General features: G+C 41.6%; 12 protein-coding genes and 1 rRNA gene. 8 read left to right on the top strand and 5 right to left on the bottom strand.

Annotated elements, in window-relative coordinates:
- A 16S ribosomal RNA gene (locus H6G83_RS13315) occupies nt 1-112 on the bottom strand; the annotation flags it as partial.
- Between the two features lie 309 nt (nt 113-421).
- On the opposite strand from H6G83_RS13315, the gene glyQ reads away from it, so the two are divergent.
- The 3 genes from glyQ to H6G83_RS13300 all read left to right on the top strand — a co-directional run bounded on the left by glyQ (nt 422) and on the right by H6G83_RS13300 (nt 4,469).
- On the top strand, nt 422-1,306 hold the full coding sequence (glyQ, locus tag H6G83_RS13310) for a glycine--tRNA ligase subunit alpha (protein ID WP_190472638.1): 885 nt from the start codon (nt 422-424) through the stop codon (nt 1,304-1,306).
- Nucleotides 1,307-1,523: 217 nt separating this feature from the next.
- The gene (locus H6G83_RS13305) at nt 1,524-2,009 is read left to right on the top strand and encodes a DUF4079 domain-containing protein (protein WP_190472634.1); all 486 of its coding nucleotides are present in this window, start codon (nt 1,524-1,526) and stop codon (nt 2,007-2,009) included.
- A gap of 126 nt (nt 2,010-2,135) precedes the next feature.
- The gene (locus tag H6G83_RS13300; RefSeq protein ID WP_190472631.1) at nt 2,136-4,469 is read left to right on the top strand and encodes a ComEC/Rec2 family competence protein; all 2,334 of its coding nucleotides are present in this window, start codon (nt 2,136-2,138) and stop codon (nt 4,467-4,469) included.
- A 33-nt stretch (nt 4,470-4,502) separates the two neighbouring features.
- Here H6G83_RS13300 and H6G83_RS13295 read toward each other — a convergent pair whose 3' ends face one another.
- Nucleotides 4,503-5,456, bottom strand: coding sequence for an ROK family protein (locus tag H6G83_RS13295; protein ID WP_190472629.1), 954 nt, complete (start codon nt 5,454-5,456; stop codon nt 4,503-4,505).
- Nucleotides 5,457-6,601: 1,145 nt separating this feature from the next.
- Between H6G83_RS13295 and H6G83_RS13290 the strand changes: the two genes are divergently transcribed.
- Nucleotides 6,602-7,576, top strand: coding sequence for a sucrase ferredoxin (locus tag H6G83_RS13290; RefSeq protein ID WP_190472626.1), 975 nt, complete (start codon nt 6,602-6,604; stop codon nt 7,574-7,576).
- A gap of 432 nt (nt 7,577-8,008) precedes the next feature.
- On the opposite strand, the gene H6G83_RS13285 is transcribed toward H6G83_RS13290, so the two are convergent.
- Complete coding sequence (locus tag H6G83_RS13285; protein ID WP_190472623.1) at nt 8,009-9,886, bottom strand: ABC transporter ATP-binding protein; 1,878 nt, start codon at nt 9,884-9,886, stop codon at nt 8,009-8,011.
- A gap of 98 nt (nt 9,887-9,984) precedes the next feature.
- Between H6G83_RS13285 and H6G83_RS13280 the strand changes: the two genes are divergently transcribed.
- Nucleotides 9,985-10,518 (top strand): GNAT family N-acetyltransferase, encoded by a 534-nt coding sequence (locus tag H6G83_RS13280; protein ID WP_190472619.1) that lies wholly within the window; start codon nt 9,985-9,987, stop codon nt 10,516-10,518.
- Here H6G83_RS13280 and H6G83_RS13275 read toward each other — a convergent pair.
- Both H6G83_RS13275 and H6G83_RS13270 read right to left on the bottom strand, forming a co-directional pair.
- Nucleotides 10,515-11,060, bottom strand: a complete 546-nt coding sequence (locus H6G83_RS13275; RefSeq protein WP_190472616.1) for an ImmA/IrrE family metallo-endopeptidase — start codon at nt 11,058-11,060, stop codon at nt 10,515-10,517. The two genes, H6G83_RS13280 and H6G83_RS13275, sit on opposite strands and share 4 nt — an antisense overlap.
- A gap of 2 nt (nt 11,061-11,062) precedes the next feature.
- The gene (locus tag H6G83_RS13270; protein WP_190472614.1) at nt 11,063-11,428 is read right to left on the bottom strand and encodes a helix-turn-helix domain-containing protein; all 366 of its coding nucleotides are present in this window, start codon (nt 11,426-11,428) and stop codon (nt 11,063-11,065) included.
- A 140-nt stretch (nt 11,429-11,568) separates the two neighbouring features.
- On the opposite strand from H6G83_RS13270, the gene H6G83_RS13265 reads away from it, so the two are divergent.
- Genes H6G83_RS13265 through H6G83_RS13255 form a run of 3 tightly spaced genes read left to right on the top strand, consistent with a single transcriptional unit; the run spans nt 11,569 to nt 17,047 of the window.
- Nucleotides 11,569-12,708 (top strand): restriction endonuclease-related protein, encoded by a 1,140-nt coding sequence (locus tag H6G83_RS13265; protein ID WP_190472611.1) that lies wholly within the window; start codon nt 11,569-11,571, stop codon nt 12,706-12,708.
- The gene (locus tag H6G83_RS13260) at nt 12,708-16,310 is read left to right on the top strand and encodes a pPIWI_RE_Z domain-containing protein (protein ID WP_190472608.1); all 3,603 of its coding nucleotides are present in this window, start codon (nt 12,708-12,710) and stop codon (nt 16,308-16,310) included. Before H6G83_RS13265 ends, H6G83_RS13260 begins: the two co-directional genes overlap by 1 nt.
- 23 nt (nt 16,311-16,333) lie before the next feature.
- The gene (locus H6G83_RS13255; protein WP_190472606.1) at nt 16,334-17,047 is read left to right on the top strand and encodes a hypothetical protein; all 714 of its coding nucleotides are present in this window, start codon (nt 16,334-16,336) and stop codon (nt 17,045-17,047) included.
- Nucleotides 17,048-17,153: the final 106 nt, after the last annotated feature.

Raw genomic sequence — 17,153 nt, 5'->3', positions numbered from 1 at the left:
TTCTCACGCGTTACTCACCCGTCCGCCACTAAATCCGAAGATTCCGTTCGACTTGCATGTGTTAAGCATACCGCCAGCGTTCATCCTGAGCCAGGATCAAACTCTCCGTTTTGAATAAGTTTGTTTTTAGCTCAATTGGCTGGTTTTACACCTCAGCCCGGTGTTTTTTATTTTCTTGACGCAGGCTATTGTTGTATACTAGCTTTCAAACTATAATATTTTCATGGTTCGGCTCCTTTGAGCGTCGCTTTATCGCGTCCGTCTCTCAGGCACTTATCCAATATAGCTAACCTATTCAGGGCTGTCAACCTTTTTTCCAAGATTTCTGGAAAACATTTTTTCGTCGCTTCAAAACTCCCCACTCAGATGCTTTTCAGGCAACAATGGTGTAGGCATTTTGCTGAGTAAGCGAGGGTAGAGCATGAATTTTCAATCGGTAATAGCTACGTTACATCAGTTTTGGGCTGAACGCGGTTGTTTGATTGCACAGCCTTACGATATTGAGAAGGGGGCGGGGACAAAAAATCCGCATACGTTTTTGCGGGCTTTGGGGCCGGAGCCTTGGGCGGTGGCTTATGTTGAACCTTGTCGTCGTCCTACTGATGGGCGTTATGGTGAGAATCCTAATCGGGTTCAGCATTATTATCAGTACCAAGTTTTGATTAAACCTTCGCCGGATAATATTCAGGAGATTTATCTTGATTCTTTGAGGGCTTTGGGTATTCGTCCTGAAGATCACGATATCCGGTTTGTGGAAGATAACTGGGAAGATGCGACGGTGGGCGCTTGGGGCACTGGTTGGGAAGTTTGGTTGGATGGGATGGAAATTACTCAATTCACTTACTTCCAGCAGTGTGGGGGTATTGATTGCCGTCCGGTGTCGATTGAGATTACTTATGGTTTAGAACGCTTGGTGATGTATCTTCAGGAAGTGGAGGCGATTACTAAGATTCAGTGGACGGACAATATTACTTATGGTGATATTTTTCTGCAAAATGAGATTGAGCAGAGTACGTATAATTTTGAAGCGTCGAATCCTGAGTTGTTGCTGACGTTGTTTAATTTGTATGAGCAGGAAGCTAGTCAGTTAACTGAGAAGGGTTTGGTTTTGCCTAGCTTGGATTATGTGATGAAGTGTTCGCATACTTTTAATTTGCTGGATGCTAGGGGTGTGATTTCTGTGACTGAACGTACTCGTTATATTGCGAGGATTCGTCATTTGGCGCGGAAGGTGGCTAGTTTATATGTTGAACAAAGGGAGAAGTTGGGTTTCCCTCTGCTGAAAAATGCCTCGGTTACACGGTAGAAATTGGTGCTTAATTTTTGTTAAAACTTAGTAAGATTTCTTAACCCTCTTACACTCAGGAGGGTTTGTCTATTTTATATCTTGCACTTTTTCAATAAGCAAATGGTGGGCAGTGCATCGGCCTACGAAATAATGAGCTTTTGGGCTTTTTATTTTGGCAATAAGACAGTAGTGCAAGATTTTCAGTTATTTGAAAAATACTAATGGTGGGTGAGATATGGTGAATTGGAGTGAAGTTTTAGAACCTATTGCGGCTTGGTTTCGTTCTTTGGGTATCCCTGAACCGATTGTGCATTGGGGACATCCTTTGATGATGGCGATTGTGATTTTTGTTTTGGGTAGCTATGTTGCTTGGGCTGGTTGGCAAGGTAGGCTGCTGGAGGGGACAGATAAGGATAAGGCAATTAAAAATCGACTTTCTCATCGACTATTAGCGCCTTGGCTGTTTTTATTTTTGGCTGGTGGTTATACGGGTGGGGTGTTGTCTTTGGTGATGCAGCATAAGCCACTGTTTGAAAGTCCTCATTTTTGGACTGGTTCGCTGGTGTTGGTACTTTTATTTATGAATGGGGTAATTGCTTCTATCGGATTTGGTGGGGAAAAGAAGGGGCTGCGGGGAGTTCATGCTTATTTGGGGACGGCGGCGATCGCAGTTCTCTTCTTCCATGCTTTTCTCGGCTTTAATTTGGGTATTTCTCTGTAATCTAGTGATACAACTTTATTTATAATGTGAAGCCCGCCTGTGCGGGCTTTGTTTGTTTAGAGTTGATGAACTATACTTCACGAGAAAGTATTCACAATACTACCCCCAGATGTTGCCAGAAGTTTTATGATTCAAACCAGTGGTGTGATTATCTGCCTTAGCTACATTTTAGGATTGTTATTTACGGCGGTTCCTGGGGGCGGGGTGTGGATTTTAGTTTTAGGAATTGTCTGTGCAGTTTTTTTCAGGAGGGGGGGAAAGTCACGAAGGCTACTAAAAAAATCAACAACTGATGTAGCGGCTAACAATTTACAAGTGACTCCGCTTGCAAGAGTTTGGTTAATTGCTGGGTTGGTGGGGTTTTTGGCAAGTTTTTATTTGCAATGGCGGACACCTCAACCGACTACAACGGATATTAGTAAATTTGTGCCGCCAGATGGGAGTAATCAAGAACAATTGGTAATTGTGCGGGGGGAGGTGGCTAGTAGTCCGCGTTTAACTCGCAGTCAACGGGGGCAATTTTGGCTGGAAGTTTCTCAGTTGAATGAAGTGAGAAATCAAAAAGATACGGAAGGAACTCAGCAAGGGGCTACAGGTAAGTTATATGTGACTGTGCCAATACTTAAGGCGACTGGGTTACATCCTGGGCAAGAGGTGGCGGTGACGGGGGTATTGTATAAACCGAAGGCTGCTGCTAATCCTGGTGCTTTTGATTTTAGAAAGTATTTGGAACGGGAGGGGACGTTTGCTGGGTTGATGGGACGGCAAATTAATATTCTGGATGAGGAAAGAGGGTGGGGATGGTGGCAAATTCGGGATAAGATTGTGCGATCGCAAGTGATGGGGTTAGATATACCAGAAGGGCCGCTTGTGAGTGCAATGGTGTTGGGTAGCAGGGCGGTTGATTTACCTTATGATATCCGCGATATGTTTGTCCAGGCGGGGTTAGCCCATGCTTTGGCGGCTTCAGGGTTTCAGACTTCGCTGATTTTGAGTGTGATATTGCAGTTAACTAGGCGGGCGAAAAAGGTAACGCAAGTCAGCCTGGGGACGTTGGCGTTGATTGTTTTCCTGAGTTTGACTGGGTTTGCGCCTGCTGTGTTGAGGGCTGTGATTATGGGTTTTGCAGCTTTGATTGGTTTGGCTTTGGATAGGAAGGTGAAACAGTTGGGTTCACTTTTATTAGCTGCAACTATATTATTACTATTTAATCCGTTGTGGATTTGGGATTTGGGTTTTGAGTTCAGTTTTTTGGCGACTTTGGGGTTAGTGGTGAGTGTCCCTGCAATTACTAGTGGTTTGAGTTGGGTTCCGCCGGCGATCGCATCTTTAATTGCTGTTCCTCTAGCGGCGACAATTTGGACTTTACCTGTACAACTCTATGTGTTTGGGGTTGTGCCTGCTTATAGTTTGCTACTAAATATTATTACTACACCGTTGATTTCTGTTATTAGTATTGGTGGAATTATTAGTGCGATATTTACTTTAATTTTACCAGAGGCGGGTAGTTTTGTCGCTGGATTTCTGCACTATCCTACTGATTGGTTAATTCAATTAGTGGAATATTTTAGTAAGTTACCAGGAAATGCTGTTGTTCTGGGTACTATCTCAACTTGGCAGTTATTGAGTATCTATGCACTAATTCTGCTAGTTTGGTTGCTAGGCTGGTGGCAAAAACGCTGGTGGTTTGCAGGTTTAATTGCGGTTGGTTTGGTGCTATTTCCGGCTTGGCACTCTGCTAGTACATTATTACGGATAACGGTGTTGGAAGCTGGGGCTGAACCTGTTATGGTTGTGCAGGATAGGGGTACGGTAACTCTAATTAATAGTGGTGATGAGGGTACGGGACGCTTCACGATTGTACCCTTTTTACAACAGCAGGGTGTGAACCAAATTGATTGGGCGATCGCCACAGACTTTCAAAATAATAATAACGATGCTTGGTTGGAGGTTCTCCAACGTCTGCAAATTAAAAATTTCTACACCTACGCTACCAATAAGGAAAATTCTCTGGCAGATCAAGCCATTCCTCAAGTATTGCAACAACAAAAAGGAATTTATCAGGTTTTAGCTGTGGGGCAAACTATTAATGTTGGTTCTACGGTGGCGCAGTTGATTAATGAACAGCCAATTGTGCAGTTGCAAGTTTTCGGGTTGAGTTGGTTATTGGTGGGAGATGTGGAACCGAAGGAGGTGGAAAGAATTATGAAGGCTGGGGGATGGTCGAGTCCGCAGGTGTTATGGTGTAATGCTGAGTCTTTGAAGGATTTGGTAACTGCTTTGAAACCACAGGTGGCGATCGCTTCTTCTGGTAATGTTGATAGTAATGTGTTATCTGAACTGAGTAGTATACCTACTAAAGTTTTTGTTACAGGGCAGGATGGGGCTGTGCAATGGACTCCTAATGGTGCGTTTGAGTCTTTTACTCAGGTGAGTGAAAGTAAGTCTTCGGTTTTGTAGTTGGTGTTTTTTCACGCAAAGGCGCGAAGAGTTTTATTGGAGGGTTTCGGCTAAGGCGACTGCACCCCATAATGGCGCATCGTCTCCCAATGCTGCGGGGACAATTTCAAATGACACTTCTGGTAATGCTGTTGCTGTGGCTGTTTGTTGTATTGTGTTCCACCAAGTTTCGCCTGCTTTGGTGACACTACCGCCTAAGATGAAGCGTTGGGGGTTGATCAAGTTGGCGATGTTACCAATGCCTACACCTAAAGCCCATGCAGATTTTTTTAACACTGCTTGAGCTATTTTATCTCCTTTTGCTGCTGCTTGGCTGATTAATTGACCTGTGATCAAATTGAGGTCGTTTTCTACTAAGCTTCTCAGTATTTCCCCACCTTGTTGTTTTTGTTGACTTTGTAAGATATCTTTGGCATTTTGCGCCATGTAAGGCCCCGATGCAAAACGTTCTACACATCCACGTTTGCCACATAAGCATACAGGCCCAGCAGGATCTACAACTATATGCCCAATTTCACCAGCCATCCCACCTGCACCTTGCCAAGATTTACCGTTGATTATCCAACCACCGCCTACACCTGTGCTGATGGTAATATAAAATAAGCTATCGTATCCTTGACCTGCACCAAAGCGGTGTTCGCCTAAAGCTGCAACGTTGGCATCGTTATCTACAATGGTAGGTAAGCCAAACTCTTGTTCTAGTAAGTTTTTTAGGGGAATGTTTTCCCAACCAGGGACGTGATGAGATAGTCTGACTGTGCCGGTGGTTGCATCTACGGGGCCACCGAAGCTGACACCGATCGCTGTTGCTATTGTACCTTGGAGTAGGGAAGCAATGAGCGATCGCATGATTTCCATGTCTGTGTTAGCATCTGCATTTGCTGGGGAAAGCCGACGTTCATAACGTAGCCATTCTCTAGAACCTGACTCTACTAATGCTGCGGCTAGTTTCGTTCCCCCAAAATCCAGCGCTAAGATTGATGCCATCGTCTTCTGCTCACAAAGGAATACCAAGTTAAGTCTAAAATATCACCATAGGAAATTCGCAATTCCCAGTTCCGAAACAACAATCTCATCTATTGAGAATCTTTATTGATTGTATTGAGGGTTTCAATAGCGAAAAATATATGCTAATTAACAGATAAATTGTTATAACCCTTATCTGGACTGGATTATTACAATTGATTAATTAGAACAGTATCAGCAATATTAATAAATACTTGCATTTATTACTGCTTTGGGCTAGATTAGTCGTAAACGCTGAAAAAATCCCTCTTAACTATTAACAGTTGAGAAAGACAGATAAGCAAACAATGTCTAACCTGTCAATCTAAGCTGCATAGAAATTGCCAGTGGTCATATATCAACTAGAATCTAGACATTTAAAGTAAAAATTAAAAAATTGGGCATTAGTATGCTGATGACACTTCAGTTTCCTAGGTACGAGGAGGCTATGTTTATAGCCACTCATTACTTCCATATATTTTTTCAATACTTATTGAGAAATTTTATCAATATATCTTGTTGCTTCTATGCTTTCGATTTACTCTCAACTTGCACATTTTAAAAGCCTGAGAAAGTAAAGCTTTGTGAAATCTCAGAAAAATATGAAAGAAACACAACTATTTCCTATGTTCTGAGAATAATTATGTTATGTACCCATCTAGTAAAAGTGCAAATCAAAAAAATAACTGAATAGTAAGTTATGTCAACTATCCAGGGAATTATCTTTAAACAAAAAATTAAATATTTATTCAGTTATTCCCTTCAGGAATATTTCCGTTTGTGGGCTGAGGTCATCAGTTAACTAGTTATAAATACGGTGTTTTTGATTATATATGCTAAGAATTTAACTAAATGTTTGGTTTTTAACTACTGCTTTCACAGTTCTGCTAAGTTAAATATTTGGAATGATTAACCGGATATGAGCAAAAAATTATTGATATCTTAAATAGAATTATTCTTAATAGGGAGGAAAGTGATTAAAAATGATGTTAGAAAGTATCTACTGGGATATACCCAGTAGGCTCAAATGATAGCTTTTAACTTGATAAAATGCAAAAATTGTCGTTGAAAACACAATTGTGTTTTTGATAACTTCGTTAATGAAAAAAATTAATTAGTATAAATCAATGAGTAATTTATTTTGTGCAGATAATACAAGACAAATAGGAGAGGATGTGATTGGTAGTGCAGTAGATTACCAAACATATATTCTAATTGAATGTCCTCAACCTTGGCTAGCAAATGCTTTTAGTTCTAGATGGGTTCCCAGTAGCTTGAGGATTTTGGTAGAAGAAGTAAATAAAGCTAAATTACCAGTTAGGTTTCTTTTAATTGCTAATGAGCTTACCCATAAAGCAGAATATACGACTCTTTTAATTTATCAAAAACAAGAGGGTTTAAGTCGTGGGTATATCAACCATGAATTTAAGCTATCACATATTGAACAAGTAGCTGATGTTGTCAGGAAATGGTTATGGGGTAAAAGACCGGATGCTGAAACAGCTACAAACATAACTAGAGATATCCTAGTTTGTACGCATGGTAGTTATGATAAGTGTTGTGCTAGATATGGCAATTCTTTTTATTTCCATGCTCATGCTACTATAACTAACTTAAAGTTGGAAAATACCAGAATTTGGCGATCTACTCATATTGGTGGACATCGATTTGCACCCACAGCTATAGATTTACCAGAGGGTAGATATTATGGGCTTTTAGATCAGGATTCTTTCCAGTCAATTTTGACTCGCACTGGTGATATTCAACGCTTGAAAAGTGTTTATAGAGGCTGGGGAATTTTACCTCCTGCTATTCAAGTTTTGGAAAGAGATTTAATGTTAAGTCATGGCTGGAATTGGTTTAGTTATAAAGTAGCAGGCAAAATTTTAGAGCAAAGTTTAGACAATAATATTATGTTAGGGCAGCTAACTTTTGAACAAGGCTCTAACCAGTATACTTATCAAGCTAAATTGATGAAAGATAACAAGAGGACTGTGGAAGTGCAGAGTTCTTGTAATGCTAATCAAACTTCCTTAATTGTTAAATATGCAGTGGCTGACCTGTGTTTGCTGACTGAGAATGCCTTAAGTTTGAGTAAATAAAACTGATAATTATTGATGTTATCAAATGCTGCATCTACTCAAGCGATCGCCATCCTCAGTTATCTTTTATAGGACTCACGCAACTGGTACTTGGGGTAGGGTGCGTCAGATGTGGAAAATCCTTGAATGTATACGAAATTATTGGGGCTGACGCACCCTACAGTTAGTTTAGTTATAGCAGTAGCCACATAGGTTAGGACATGGATGAATCATATAATCCAGGACTTACGCACTGAAGTTATCTGTCGAGACAGGGTGTAAGGGTGTAAGGGTATAGGGGTATAGGTTTAGCGCTTTTACACCCCTACACCCCTATACCCCTGTACCCTTGCCAAAACCCTTGATTTTTCGTTTTCATGCGTAAGTCCTATAATCTTTATAGAAAGTGGCTTTTCAGCCTATCACCTGTCCCCTGCTATAACAGGTAATTGGCTAAGTCCCTAACATTTGTAGGTTATGTAAAGTAGAATAAAGCCCTCCTGACTTTAACAATTCCTCATGGCTACCTTGTTCTATTAGTTCACCACGTTTTAATACAAGAATCCGGTCTACGTTGCGGATGGTAGATAAACGGTGAGCAATAATAATTGCAGTTCTGCCTATTAACAATTCGTTTAAAGCTTGTTGAACTAACGCTTCCGTACCTACATCTAGACTAGCAGTTGCCTCATCCAAAACTAAAATTTGGGGATTACGAATTGCTGCACGGGCAAAAGCTAAAAGTTGCTTTTGTCCGCTAGAGAGATTTGTCCCTCGTTCTCGTAATTTAGTGTCGTAACCCAATGGTAATCCTTCAATAAATTCGGCAATATTAGTTTGTTGTGCGGCGGCTTGAATCTCTTCAAAAGTATAATAATCGCCCAAAGTAATATTACTTTTGACATTACCAGCAAACAGGAAACCCTCTTGTAAAATTACTGCCATATATCGACGCAGTTCTGCTTGGGGTAACTCGCGGATATCTATACCATCAACTAAAATACGTCCTTGAGTGGGTTCGTAGAGACGGCACAAAAGACGGATGATAGAACTTTTACCTGCACCTGTTGGGCCTACTAAGGCGACTTTTTCGCCGGGATGAATTACAAAGTCTAAATCTTTAATGACGTAATCATCATCTTTATAAGCAAACCAAACGTGTTCAAAACGGATCTCTCCTAAATTTGGGATATCGCTGACAGTTTGAGATTCTAAATCAGCGACGATTTCATCAATGAACCCGAATTTAGCATCATAGACGGAAATGCGGGGGTTGGTGCGATCGCTAATTTCTATCGGTTCATCTAGAATATCACTTACTCGCTCAATGGCAGTAAACCCAGACTGAATGATGGTAAATTTTTCGGCAAAATCTTGTAAAGGCTCGAATAAACGCTGGGCATATAAAATAAATGTCGATAAAGTCCCAAAATCGAGTTTATTGTCTAAAAGTAACCAGCCTCCCATCCACAATACACAAGCGATCGCAATTAAGCCAATCCATTCTAATGTGGCTGAAACAGCCGAATCATAAAAAATAGTTTCATCTACTTGTTGTGTGTAGCGGCTATTTGCTTTACGGAATAACTCTGCATTAAACTTTTCTCTGCGGAATAATTGGACTACATTAATCCCTAAGATATTTTCTTGTAGCTGGGAATTTATTAAAGAAAGTTCTTCCCTCGCTTTGTAATTAGCTTTGCGGTACTTTCGCTGGAAGTAAATAATTAGTAAAGTTACTGGCAATAACATCACCAGCAGCATGGAAGCAAGTTGCCACTGGATGGAAAACATTACACCACTAATTACCACCATTAAGACAATATTAGAGAAGATGCCGATCGCGCCAGTGGAAAATACGTCTCCTAGCACTTCTACATCGCTAGTCAGGCGAGTAATTAACTTACCTACAGGTGTACGGTCAAAAAACCGCACAGCCAAAGATGTCACGTGATGGAACAGGTCTTGACGAATGGCTGCTGTAATCTTCTGTCCTAACTTCTGGAGTAGGTAGCCTTGATAACCAGTGAGGGTCAACCGAATAATTATAGTTAAGAGCAATAGACCCTCGATTATATATAGCCCTTGTGACAAAGGACGATTCCGCAGAAATTCGTAGGCACTGGGTTCGTTACGAATTAAAGATACAGCCTGTCCAATTAATAGCGGTTGTACTGAGTTAGCCAAAGCCACTGGCAATAACAATCCTAATGCTAGGATCAGCAGTTTAGTGTTACGCCCAGCATAGGGGACTAGACGTAAAAATAGCCGCCAGTCATTGTTACGCCAACGGTTTTGTTTGTAAGATTTTTGGGATTGGTAGATGCTCATAGTCGGAGCATGATATTAATTTTTACTGGAGTGTGTGTGTCAGTTATTTTATTCTAAAGACAACTGTCTGAAGTAACATTTACTTTGCTAGTCATGCCATGCCTGAGATAGAAACTACCAGATTAAGATTAAGGTACTTTAATTTACAGGATTTTGATGATTTGTTTCGTCTCTACTCGGATACAGAAGTGATGAAATATTTGTCACCTCGAAGTCGAGAGCAGACTGAGGCTAGTTTACTCAAACACATCCAACATTGGCAAGAACACAACTTGGGGATGTGGGCTGTAGTTGACAAACAAAGCGGGAAAATGATTGGTCGTTGTGGTTTAGGATTTTTAGATAATACCTCGGAAGTTGAGCTTGGCTATGTGTTAGACAAGTCGTATTGGAATATGGGATTAGGCACAGAAGCATCAATTGCTACTTTAAATTACGGATTTCTAACTATAAACCTAGAACGAATAGTGGCGATCGCTAATCCAGCAAACATAGCATCAAGGCGAGTAATTGAGAAGGTAGGCATGAAGTATCAAAAGCTAGCTCACTACTACGGTCAAGATGTAGTTTACTACGCCATCTCGCAATCGGAATGGCAACCAGATAATACTTTTTATTTGATAGAAACTTAGGAGCTAACAGGTACATTAGTTACATTACTGCGAAACTGTACCATTGCTTCACTAGCGCCAAAATATACCGCAATCTCAGGTAAACGCATTTTTCTTTGTGTTGCCCATAGTAAACCACGTTGAGGAATTTGGAGACATCCACCTAAATAAGTGGCTTCATCTTCGTTAATTTGTTTGCGTTTTGGTAGCCCCGTCAATGAATCGAACCCAACAAACTTATGATTTAACAATATATGAGCTATTTCGTGCATCACATTTGACTCATATCTTGTAGCTGCGTGACGGGGATTATAAACAATTATGACTGGGCGATCGCACACAATTGCGCCTGACCACTCATCACTTTTCAGTAACCGTTCCACTTGCTCTGCTGGTAAATTGGGAAACTGATCAGGTGTTAAGAGTGTAGCCTTTAACTTAGCGGCTAGGGTATTTGCTGGTAATCGCTCAAAAGCTTTCAGTTGCAATAAGTTACGTTGTTCAGTGGCGATCGCTTCACAGCGTTGCCTAAACTCTGCCGATAGTTTTTCAATTAATGACATAGTTATGGGTCTTGCTTGGATTCGTCATCTTGTTGCGAAAGGTCTCGATAGGCTGCTTTGACTAAGGACGCTAAAGCATTGGCGATCGCTGGATCAAGTTTTTTGTCTGCTCGTAATTGAATTGCGATCGCTTCAGGCGTATCTAGTTGATCCTCCTCCGTAGTTCTAAATAACTCCGCAGGTGGCACTTGTAGCCAGTCACAAAGCGCTAAAAATGTTTCCATGTCCGGCATTTTACCGCCCTCTACCCTTGATAGAGTAGATGGACTTACATTCCCAATTTCTGCCGAAGTTTCTCGCAGTCCTCGGCTACCGCGCTTTTTACGAACTAGGCTCGCCAAGCGTTCTATATCTAGATAACTTCCCATTCTCCTATCCTTGTGTCATGTAAAAATCAATCGTTTCTTAGTTGACACATTATAAATAATACTGTACGGTATATGAAACAAATGTATCACAAATGATAAGAGTGTGGCGATTAAATATACTCAAACAAGGATTATCCCTTATGGACATTAGCGAATTTGACCGTCTTGTCATTGGTTTAGCAGAGTTTGTCCGCCGAGATGGCAAGTATCCATATCCAGAACTGCTGCGTCATGCGCTGAATAAACTAGCGCTAGAGATAACTGCTGTACCATATCCGCGTACTCTGACTGGTCTTTTAGCTCTACTGGAAAAACCTGTGAAAACTTGGTATCCAAAGCGTTTAATAGCAAAAGAATTTGACTCAGACTTTGGCTTACTTTACGAAGGAGGATTAAGTGAAGAAGCAAATCGATACTTTTATGAAGAAATAATTGCGCGGACAAAGTTACCAGATTACGCAACTGCGGTAACTCAGGAAATTGCGATAGAAAATCTACACTTTCAGAGAATTTTGTCACATTTGCAAGAGTCATACAACAACGATAACGAGCCTGAGATTGTGCAACGGGAATACATTTTACTGCGGCGATTTCTGATTGAAAATCGATACCCAACTACGGCACAAATCCGCAAGGTATTTTTGAAGACAAAATATATTAAAAATGAAGAAGTTGGTAATTTATATGAAGATTGTGAAATAGAGGAGCTTTACTGGGATTGCGATCGCTGCGGCCCTTTGTTTAAAAAGTATGGACAGCTACGTGGTATTAAACCTAGTGTTTGCAACGACCATCGGCAAAGTTTGCCCTATGTGAAAAAGATTACATGGCAACATGGGCTGCGTCACTTGAAGTTTGGGATTCACTTACGTATCTGTTTACCAGGAATACCGGAAATACGATTATTTGAAATTTTGGCAGAACTACAAAGGAAATTCCCACAACAACTTTGCAGCGTTCATCTTTACCCTGGTATTGATCGCTATGACTTACAACTGTGCTTTTGCGACCAAACAACCTGGGCTGTAGATATTAAAGATTATCAAAGCCCCTACAAGTTAGCACCAAAGCTGACACCTCTATTTGGCGAGGGTGATTTGCGTTATGACGAAAGTTTCTATGTCATTCCTATCGAACGTTTACAACAAACAGAGAATTATCTAGAAATTCTTCGAGAACAGGCGGCAAAACTGCCAAGCGGTACTCATCTTTTGAGTGATGCTGTTTTTGAGGAACGGGTGATCAATAAAATTGAGCGCTTGCGGGAAGGGAATAGTTAATGAGTCAGAAGACCTTATTTGAGCTACCAAGAGAGTTTACAGACCGCCTCGAACAGTTGAAGGATGAAGGCTTGGATCGTATTCAAGCCCAATTGCTACTTCAGGTAGAGCTTTGCTTTGTTCTGATGGAGCGTTTGCAACTTGATGATGAGCCAGTTACCGCACCTTGGGCGATTTTGAGTGGAATGCCTTTAAGACATCCGCGTTTACAAAACTTAGATGGGATGGCAAGAAAAGCGATCGCCAACGCTCGCCAAATTGCTCCATTTTCTGCCCGCTTCGCTTGGTTAGGCGCATTGCGTTCTTATCTGAAGATTCCTTTAGATTGGCGTAACTATGGAGATTTCACGCCGCAAAATTGGGATACATATATTATCAATGCTGCCAAAAACCTGCGACATCCAGCAAATCAAGATGTATATGAACGGTGTTTAATAGCCACTTTGGTTTTTCGGCATCGTCAAGTTGAGCAAGTAGAAGCTGACGTTGCTTATCAATTCGAGGCGAAGACAGGAGAACAGACAGTTATAGTCCCAATCAAATTTACCCAGCAACAGGTACGTAATGCACAGATAGGCTTACCCCAGTTTGCCACATCTCGTTCTCGCAGTTATTTTTCCCTCCGCATTTCAGATTTAGAGCAAGATGCAGCCTGGATTGATGAACGAGAGGAAGCGTTAACCCGACAATATGGGTGGGATGAAACCGCCAAAGGACATTGGGTAAATCGCTTTGGCAAGATTAACTTCCACAGAGTACAGGAAGATGCCACACTGCTTGAGCAAGAGGAGCGGATTCTGGAGTTAGACGGCTTCAGAAACATTGCTGGTATGGTTGCTTCTGGGAAGACCACCTTTTCACAATTGCTGACTGTGAATATTGTGCGACATTATGGCGATCGCCGCATCACCCTAGTCGTCAGTGATGTGCAATCAGCGCTTAAATTAGCTAACCAAATCAACTGGTGGTTCTGTGATGACCCAGAGAATGATGATCCCATAGCAGTACCAATCTTGGGGCGCAGTAAACGGGATGCACACCTGCGGAGTTTCTCTAAGTCGAAGGATTATCTAGAACATCAGCAACGTAGACAGCCGCATTGGGGTGAACGTTGGTTAGGCACAGCTTGTCCTCTACAGGGTCAGATTAATAAGCGTTCCTTTCAGGAATTTTTAAATAACAAACCCCTCATACCGGGAACAGAACCTTGTTACTCTCTGCAAAAGATGCCTGCAAGCGCTCGCCAAAGAAGACGTAAAAGCAGAGGCTCATATCATTTGTGTCCATTCTTTGCCAAATGTCCATCCCAACAGCTTTATCGTGATATGCCAAATGCCCGTGTTTGGATCACAACTCCAGGCGCGATGGCAATGGCAGGATTACCACGTCATCTAGAGTTGCGTCCTATGAAAATAGGTGAACTCGTCTACGAACAATCAGATTTTGTTGTGTTTGATGAAGTAGAGACAGTTATTAAGTGGTTTGATGACACCTACGCTGAGGAGGTGGTGCTTACCGACGGTGGTAAAAACGGGGTTTTTGATGATATTGGCGTGAAAACAGAGCAATTTTCCACAACTAACCGTGTGGTGTCCCCATTAACTCAGAGATGGACTGGTGCAGAACGTGATGCCCAAAAAGCAATTACAGCCACACTAACACTACTTGATAAACATTTTGGACATCAGATTTTACGAGATTGGATTAAACGCGGCTACTTTACACCCAACACTCTGCTGTTCAAATTTGCCCGTCGTCTAGCGGGATTAGAAGAATTTGAACCTCCAGAAACCCCAGAAGCTCGTTCGCAAGCCAACGCTCGACTGATAAAGCCAATTCTGCGTTATTTTGATGCTTTGCTAAATGAGGAAGATCCTTTACGGATGGATTCTCCTCATAACCCAAATCAAAATCCAGTGTATCGTTTAGCGCGTCTCATGCAGGAAATCAACAGCACTGGTGAAAGTGCATTAGATGACAAAATATACATAGCTTGTAGAGCTTGGATTGTGGAATTTTTTCCCAACACAGGAAGGCGTTTAGCACGACTGCGAACAGAATTAGAAAATCGTCAGCATTCGCCACAAACAAGCAATGAGGATGAGGTAGATACTATAGAAACTTTAGCTTACCGCCTACAATTTGCGCTGACGATCGCTCTTTTGGATAGACACACGCGCATTGTCTTCTATGAGTGGCAAAATCGGCCTCAATCAATTACCGATGATTCACCCCATCAGCGAATGCCGTCGGCAATGTTGAATATTTTGCCGCTACCCCTTACAGGAAGACAGTTTGGCACATATTATTCTAGAGACAATGAGAGCAATAAAAGAGCCAAGAATGGTAGTAATAATACGCTAACGTTGTTTGCTTATACAAATATTGGACGTTGTTACATTCTTGATTTCCATCGTTTACTCACAGACTTCAACGGTCAACGAGGCCCCAATGTGCTGGCACTTTCTGGAACATCGTATTTACCGGATTCTACTAGCTTTCACGTTCGTAATACGTATGGTGTTTTAATGCCGGAACAGGAAGCAATGGAGGCGATCGCACAAAGTCACTTCAAGTTTCTGCCCCAATTCAACCAAAATAACGAACCCCTGCGGATTTCCGGTAGTGCTGAACGGAAAAAAATGAGCTTATTTCAAGAAATAGCGCGATCGCTTGTTGGCAGTAATGGTACAGGTCATCTAGGACAAGAACTTAGGGAATTGAAAAATCTTGGTGATGATGCAAGTAACCATTGGCGCGATCGCAATCGGCTTTTATTACTGGTCAACTCCTATGATCAAGCCCGTTGGGTAGCCAAGGAAATTGGCAATTGCTGGTCAAGTATGAGGGAATCTGTTTATCATTTAGTCCCTGATAATACAGATAAATACACAGAGGATGACTTTGATGAAGTAGACAAACTTCTACAACCAACGGATAAAGGTGCGCTCTATCGCGCAGATATTGAGACTTTCGGGCAAACCAAAGGTAAGATTTTGGTTGCGCCTATGAGTGCAATCGGACGTGGCTTTAATATTTTGAATGCCAATGGAAAAGCAGCATTTGGTAGTGTTTACTTTCTCACTCGTCCCTATCCCCATCCCCATGATACACAAGCGATCGCCCAAGAAATGAACTGTCGCGCTTTAGAGTGGGTAAAGAAAGAGGACTTTACAGCCTGGTTGCAGGGAGATGGAGTCGTTCAACGTGCAGAAAAAGTACGGCAACTAGCAGCAGGTTATTGGCGATCGGTTGAACAGCGCTCATACTATAAAACTCTACGTGATGATGAGGAATTACTTGCTTATCCAAGATTTGATTTGGCTGCAACTACTGCTGGGTTAGTCATTCAAGCCGTTGGTCGTCTGTTGCGTGGTGGTGTGCCATTTCGTGCTTATTTCGTTGATGCAGCTTGGGCCCCTAAGAGTGCAGCGAGAATAGCTAATCCTGAACTGAGTGAACATGATACGGAACAAACTAGCCTACTCGTCGCCATGATACTGCGAATTTGCGAGTATGCCGAGGAGGAAAACAGCGTGGGAAATGCACTTTATAAACCCCTGGCTGATGCAATGGAAAAAATTGATAATCTACATTTCTAGCTTTTTGTGTGCAGGAGTTGACAATGCCTAAAAAATCTGATTCAGATTCCCTCTTACTGGCGCGAATGACGCTTCGAGAAGATGCTTTAAACAATTTGCAAATTGCGGTACTTCAGTTTCCATTTGCCGAAATTATTGCGGACTTTAGTAACAGCATGGAGGAGGTTTTATCCCCTAATCGCAAAAAAAAGGTTTATGCCCCGTACCGACAATTGAACAATGGTTTACTTGCCTGTGTATCAACTTTAACTTATGGTTTTGAGTATTTTGGTCAAGGTGATTATCGCGCTTTAGCTGTAGGTACAGATGAAAATCCGCTTCGAGTTCCTACGCCAGAGCAAATACATGAGCTAGTGATTATTTGGGCGCAGGAGTGGACAAAGCAATTTACTGGTAAGGGAAAAGCAGATCAGGTGGCTAGTGTTTGCGTAGGCGTAGCCCGTCGTAGACATCGCTTTCTGGAAAAAATAGAAATGATTCCCCCTAATTGGTATTGGCAACCTATCCTACCAGAAAACCTCATCCAAAATATTAACGCCGAAAAAGGACTTGGATTTCAAGCTATTCCCAGCTTACTAGCAACTATTTTGCATGGGAAAACCTGTGTTATTCGTTCTGGACAAAGAGAGCAAGAAATTCAGTGGCGAAAGGCACAAGGCAATGGCTCAGGAAGAACAGGACTATTCCTAGTTAGTCAACCATTTCTTGCTCTTTACCTAGATGATAATGGCAAATAAAGGACAGGATATTTTGTTTATCGCTTAGATTTTCGTTTACAAACTCAATCAGGAAGGTTTAATGAATCTGGTAAACTCAAACCTTGGATATTTTTACATTTAAGTT

This window comes from Anabaena azotica FACHB-119, from assembly GCF_014697625.1.
Classification (GTDB): domain Bacteria; phylum Cyanobacteriota; class Cyanobacteriia; order Cyanobacteriales; family Nostocaceae; genus Trichormus; species Trichormus azoticus_A.
Note: the sequence above shows the minus strand (reverse complement) of the source record. Positions and strands in the feature narration are given on the sequence as shown.

What these genes read in the sequence shown, in the direction of transcription:
- H6G83_RS13260 (WP_190472608.1), top strand. Translation starts at nt 12,708, where the DNA reads ATGAGTCAGAAGACCTTATTTGAGCTACCAAGAGAGTTTACAGACCGC.
- H6G83_RS13270 (WP_190472614.1), bottom strand. Translation starts at nt 11,428, where the DNA reads ATGGGAAGTTATCTAGATATAGAACGCTTGGCGAGCCTAGTTCGTAAA.
- H6G83_RS13305 (WP_190472634.1), top strand. Translation starts at nt 1,524, where the DNA reads ATGGTGAATTGGAGTGAAGTTTTAGAACCTATTGCGGCTTGGTTTCGT.
- H6G83_RS13290 (WP_190472626.1), top strand. Translation starts at nt 6,602, where the DNA reads ATGAGTAATTTATTTTGTGCAGATAATACAAGACAAATAGGAGAGGAT.
- H6G83_RS13275 (WP_190472616.1), bottom strand. Translation starts at nt 11,060, where the DNA reads ATGTCATTAATTGAAAAACTATCGGCAGAGTTTAGGCAACGCTGTGAA.
- H6G83_RS13285 (WP_190472623.1), bottom strand. Translation starts at nt 9,886, where the DNA reads ATGAGCATCTACCAATCCCAAAAATCTTACAAACAAAACCGTTGGCGT.
- H6G83_RS13295 (WP_190472629.1), bottom strand. Translation starts at nt 5,456, where the DNA reads ATGGCATCAATCTTAGCGCTGGATTTTGGGGGAACGAAACTAGCCGCA.
- H6G83_RS13255 (WP_190472606.1), top strand. Translation starts at nt 16,334, where the DNA reads ATGCCTAAAAAATCTGATTCAGATTCCCTCTTACTGGCGCGAATGACG.
- H6G83_RS13265 (WP_190472611.1), top strand. Translation starts at nt 11,569, where the DNA reads ATGGACATTAGCGAATTTGACCGTCTTGTCATTGGTTTAGCAGAGTTT.
- H6G83_RS13280 (WP_190472619.1), top strand. Translation starts at nt 9,985, where the DNA reads ATGCCTGAGATAGAAACTACCAGATTAAGATTAAGGTACTTTAATTTA.
- glyQ (WP_190472638.1), top strand. Translation starts at nt 422, where the DNA reads ATGAATTTTCAATCGGTAATAGCTACGTTACATCAGTTTTGGGCTGAA.
- H6G83_RS13300 (WP_190472631.1), top strand. Translation starts at nt 2,136, where the DNA reads ATGATTCAAACCAGTGGTGTGATTATCTGCCTTAGCTACATTTTAGGA.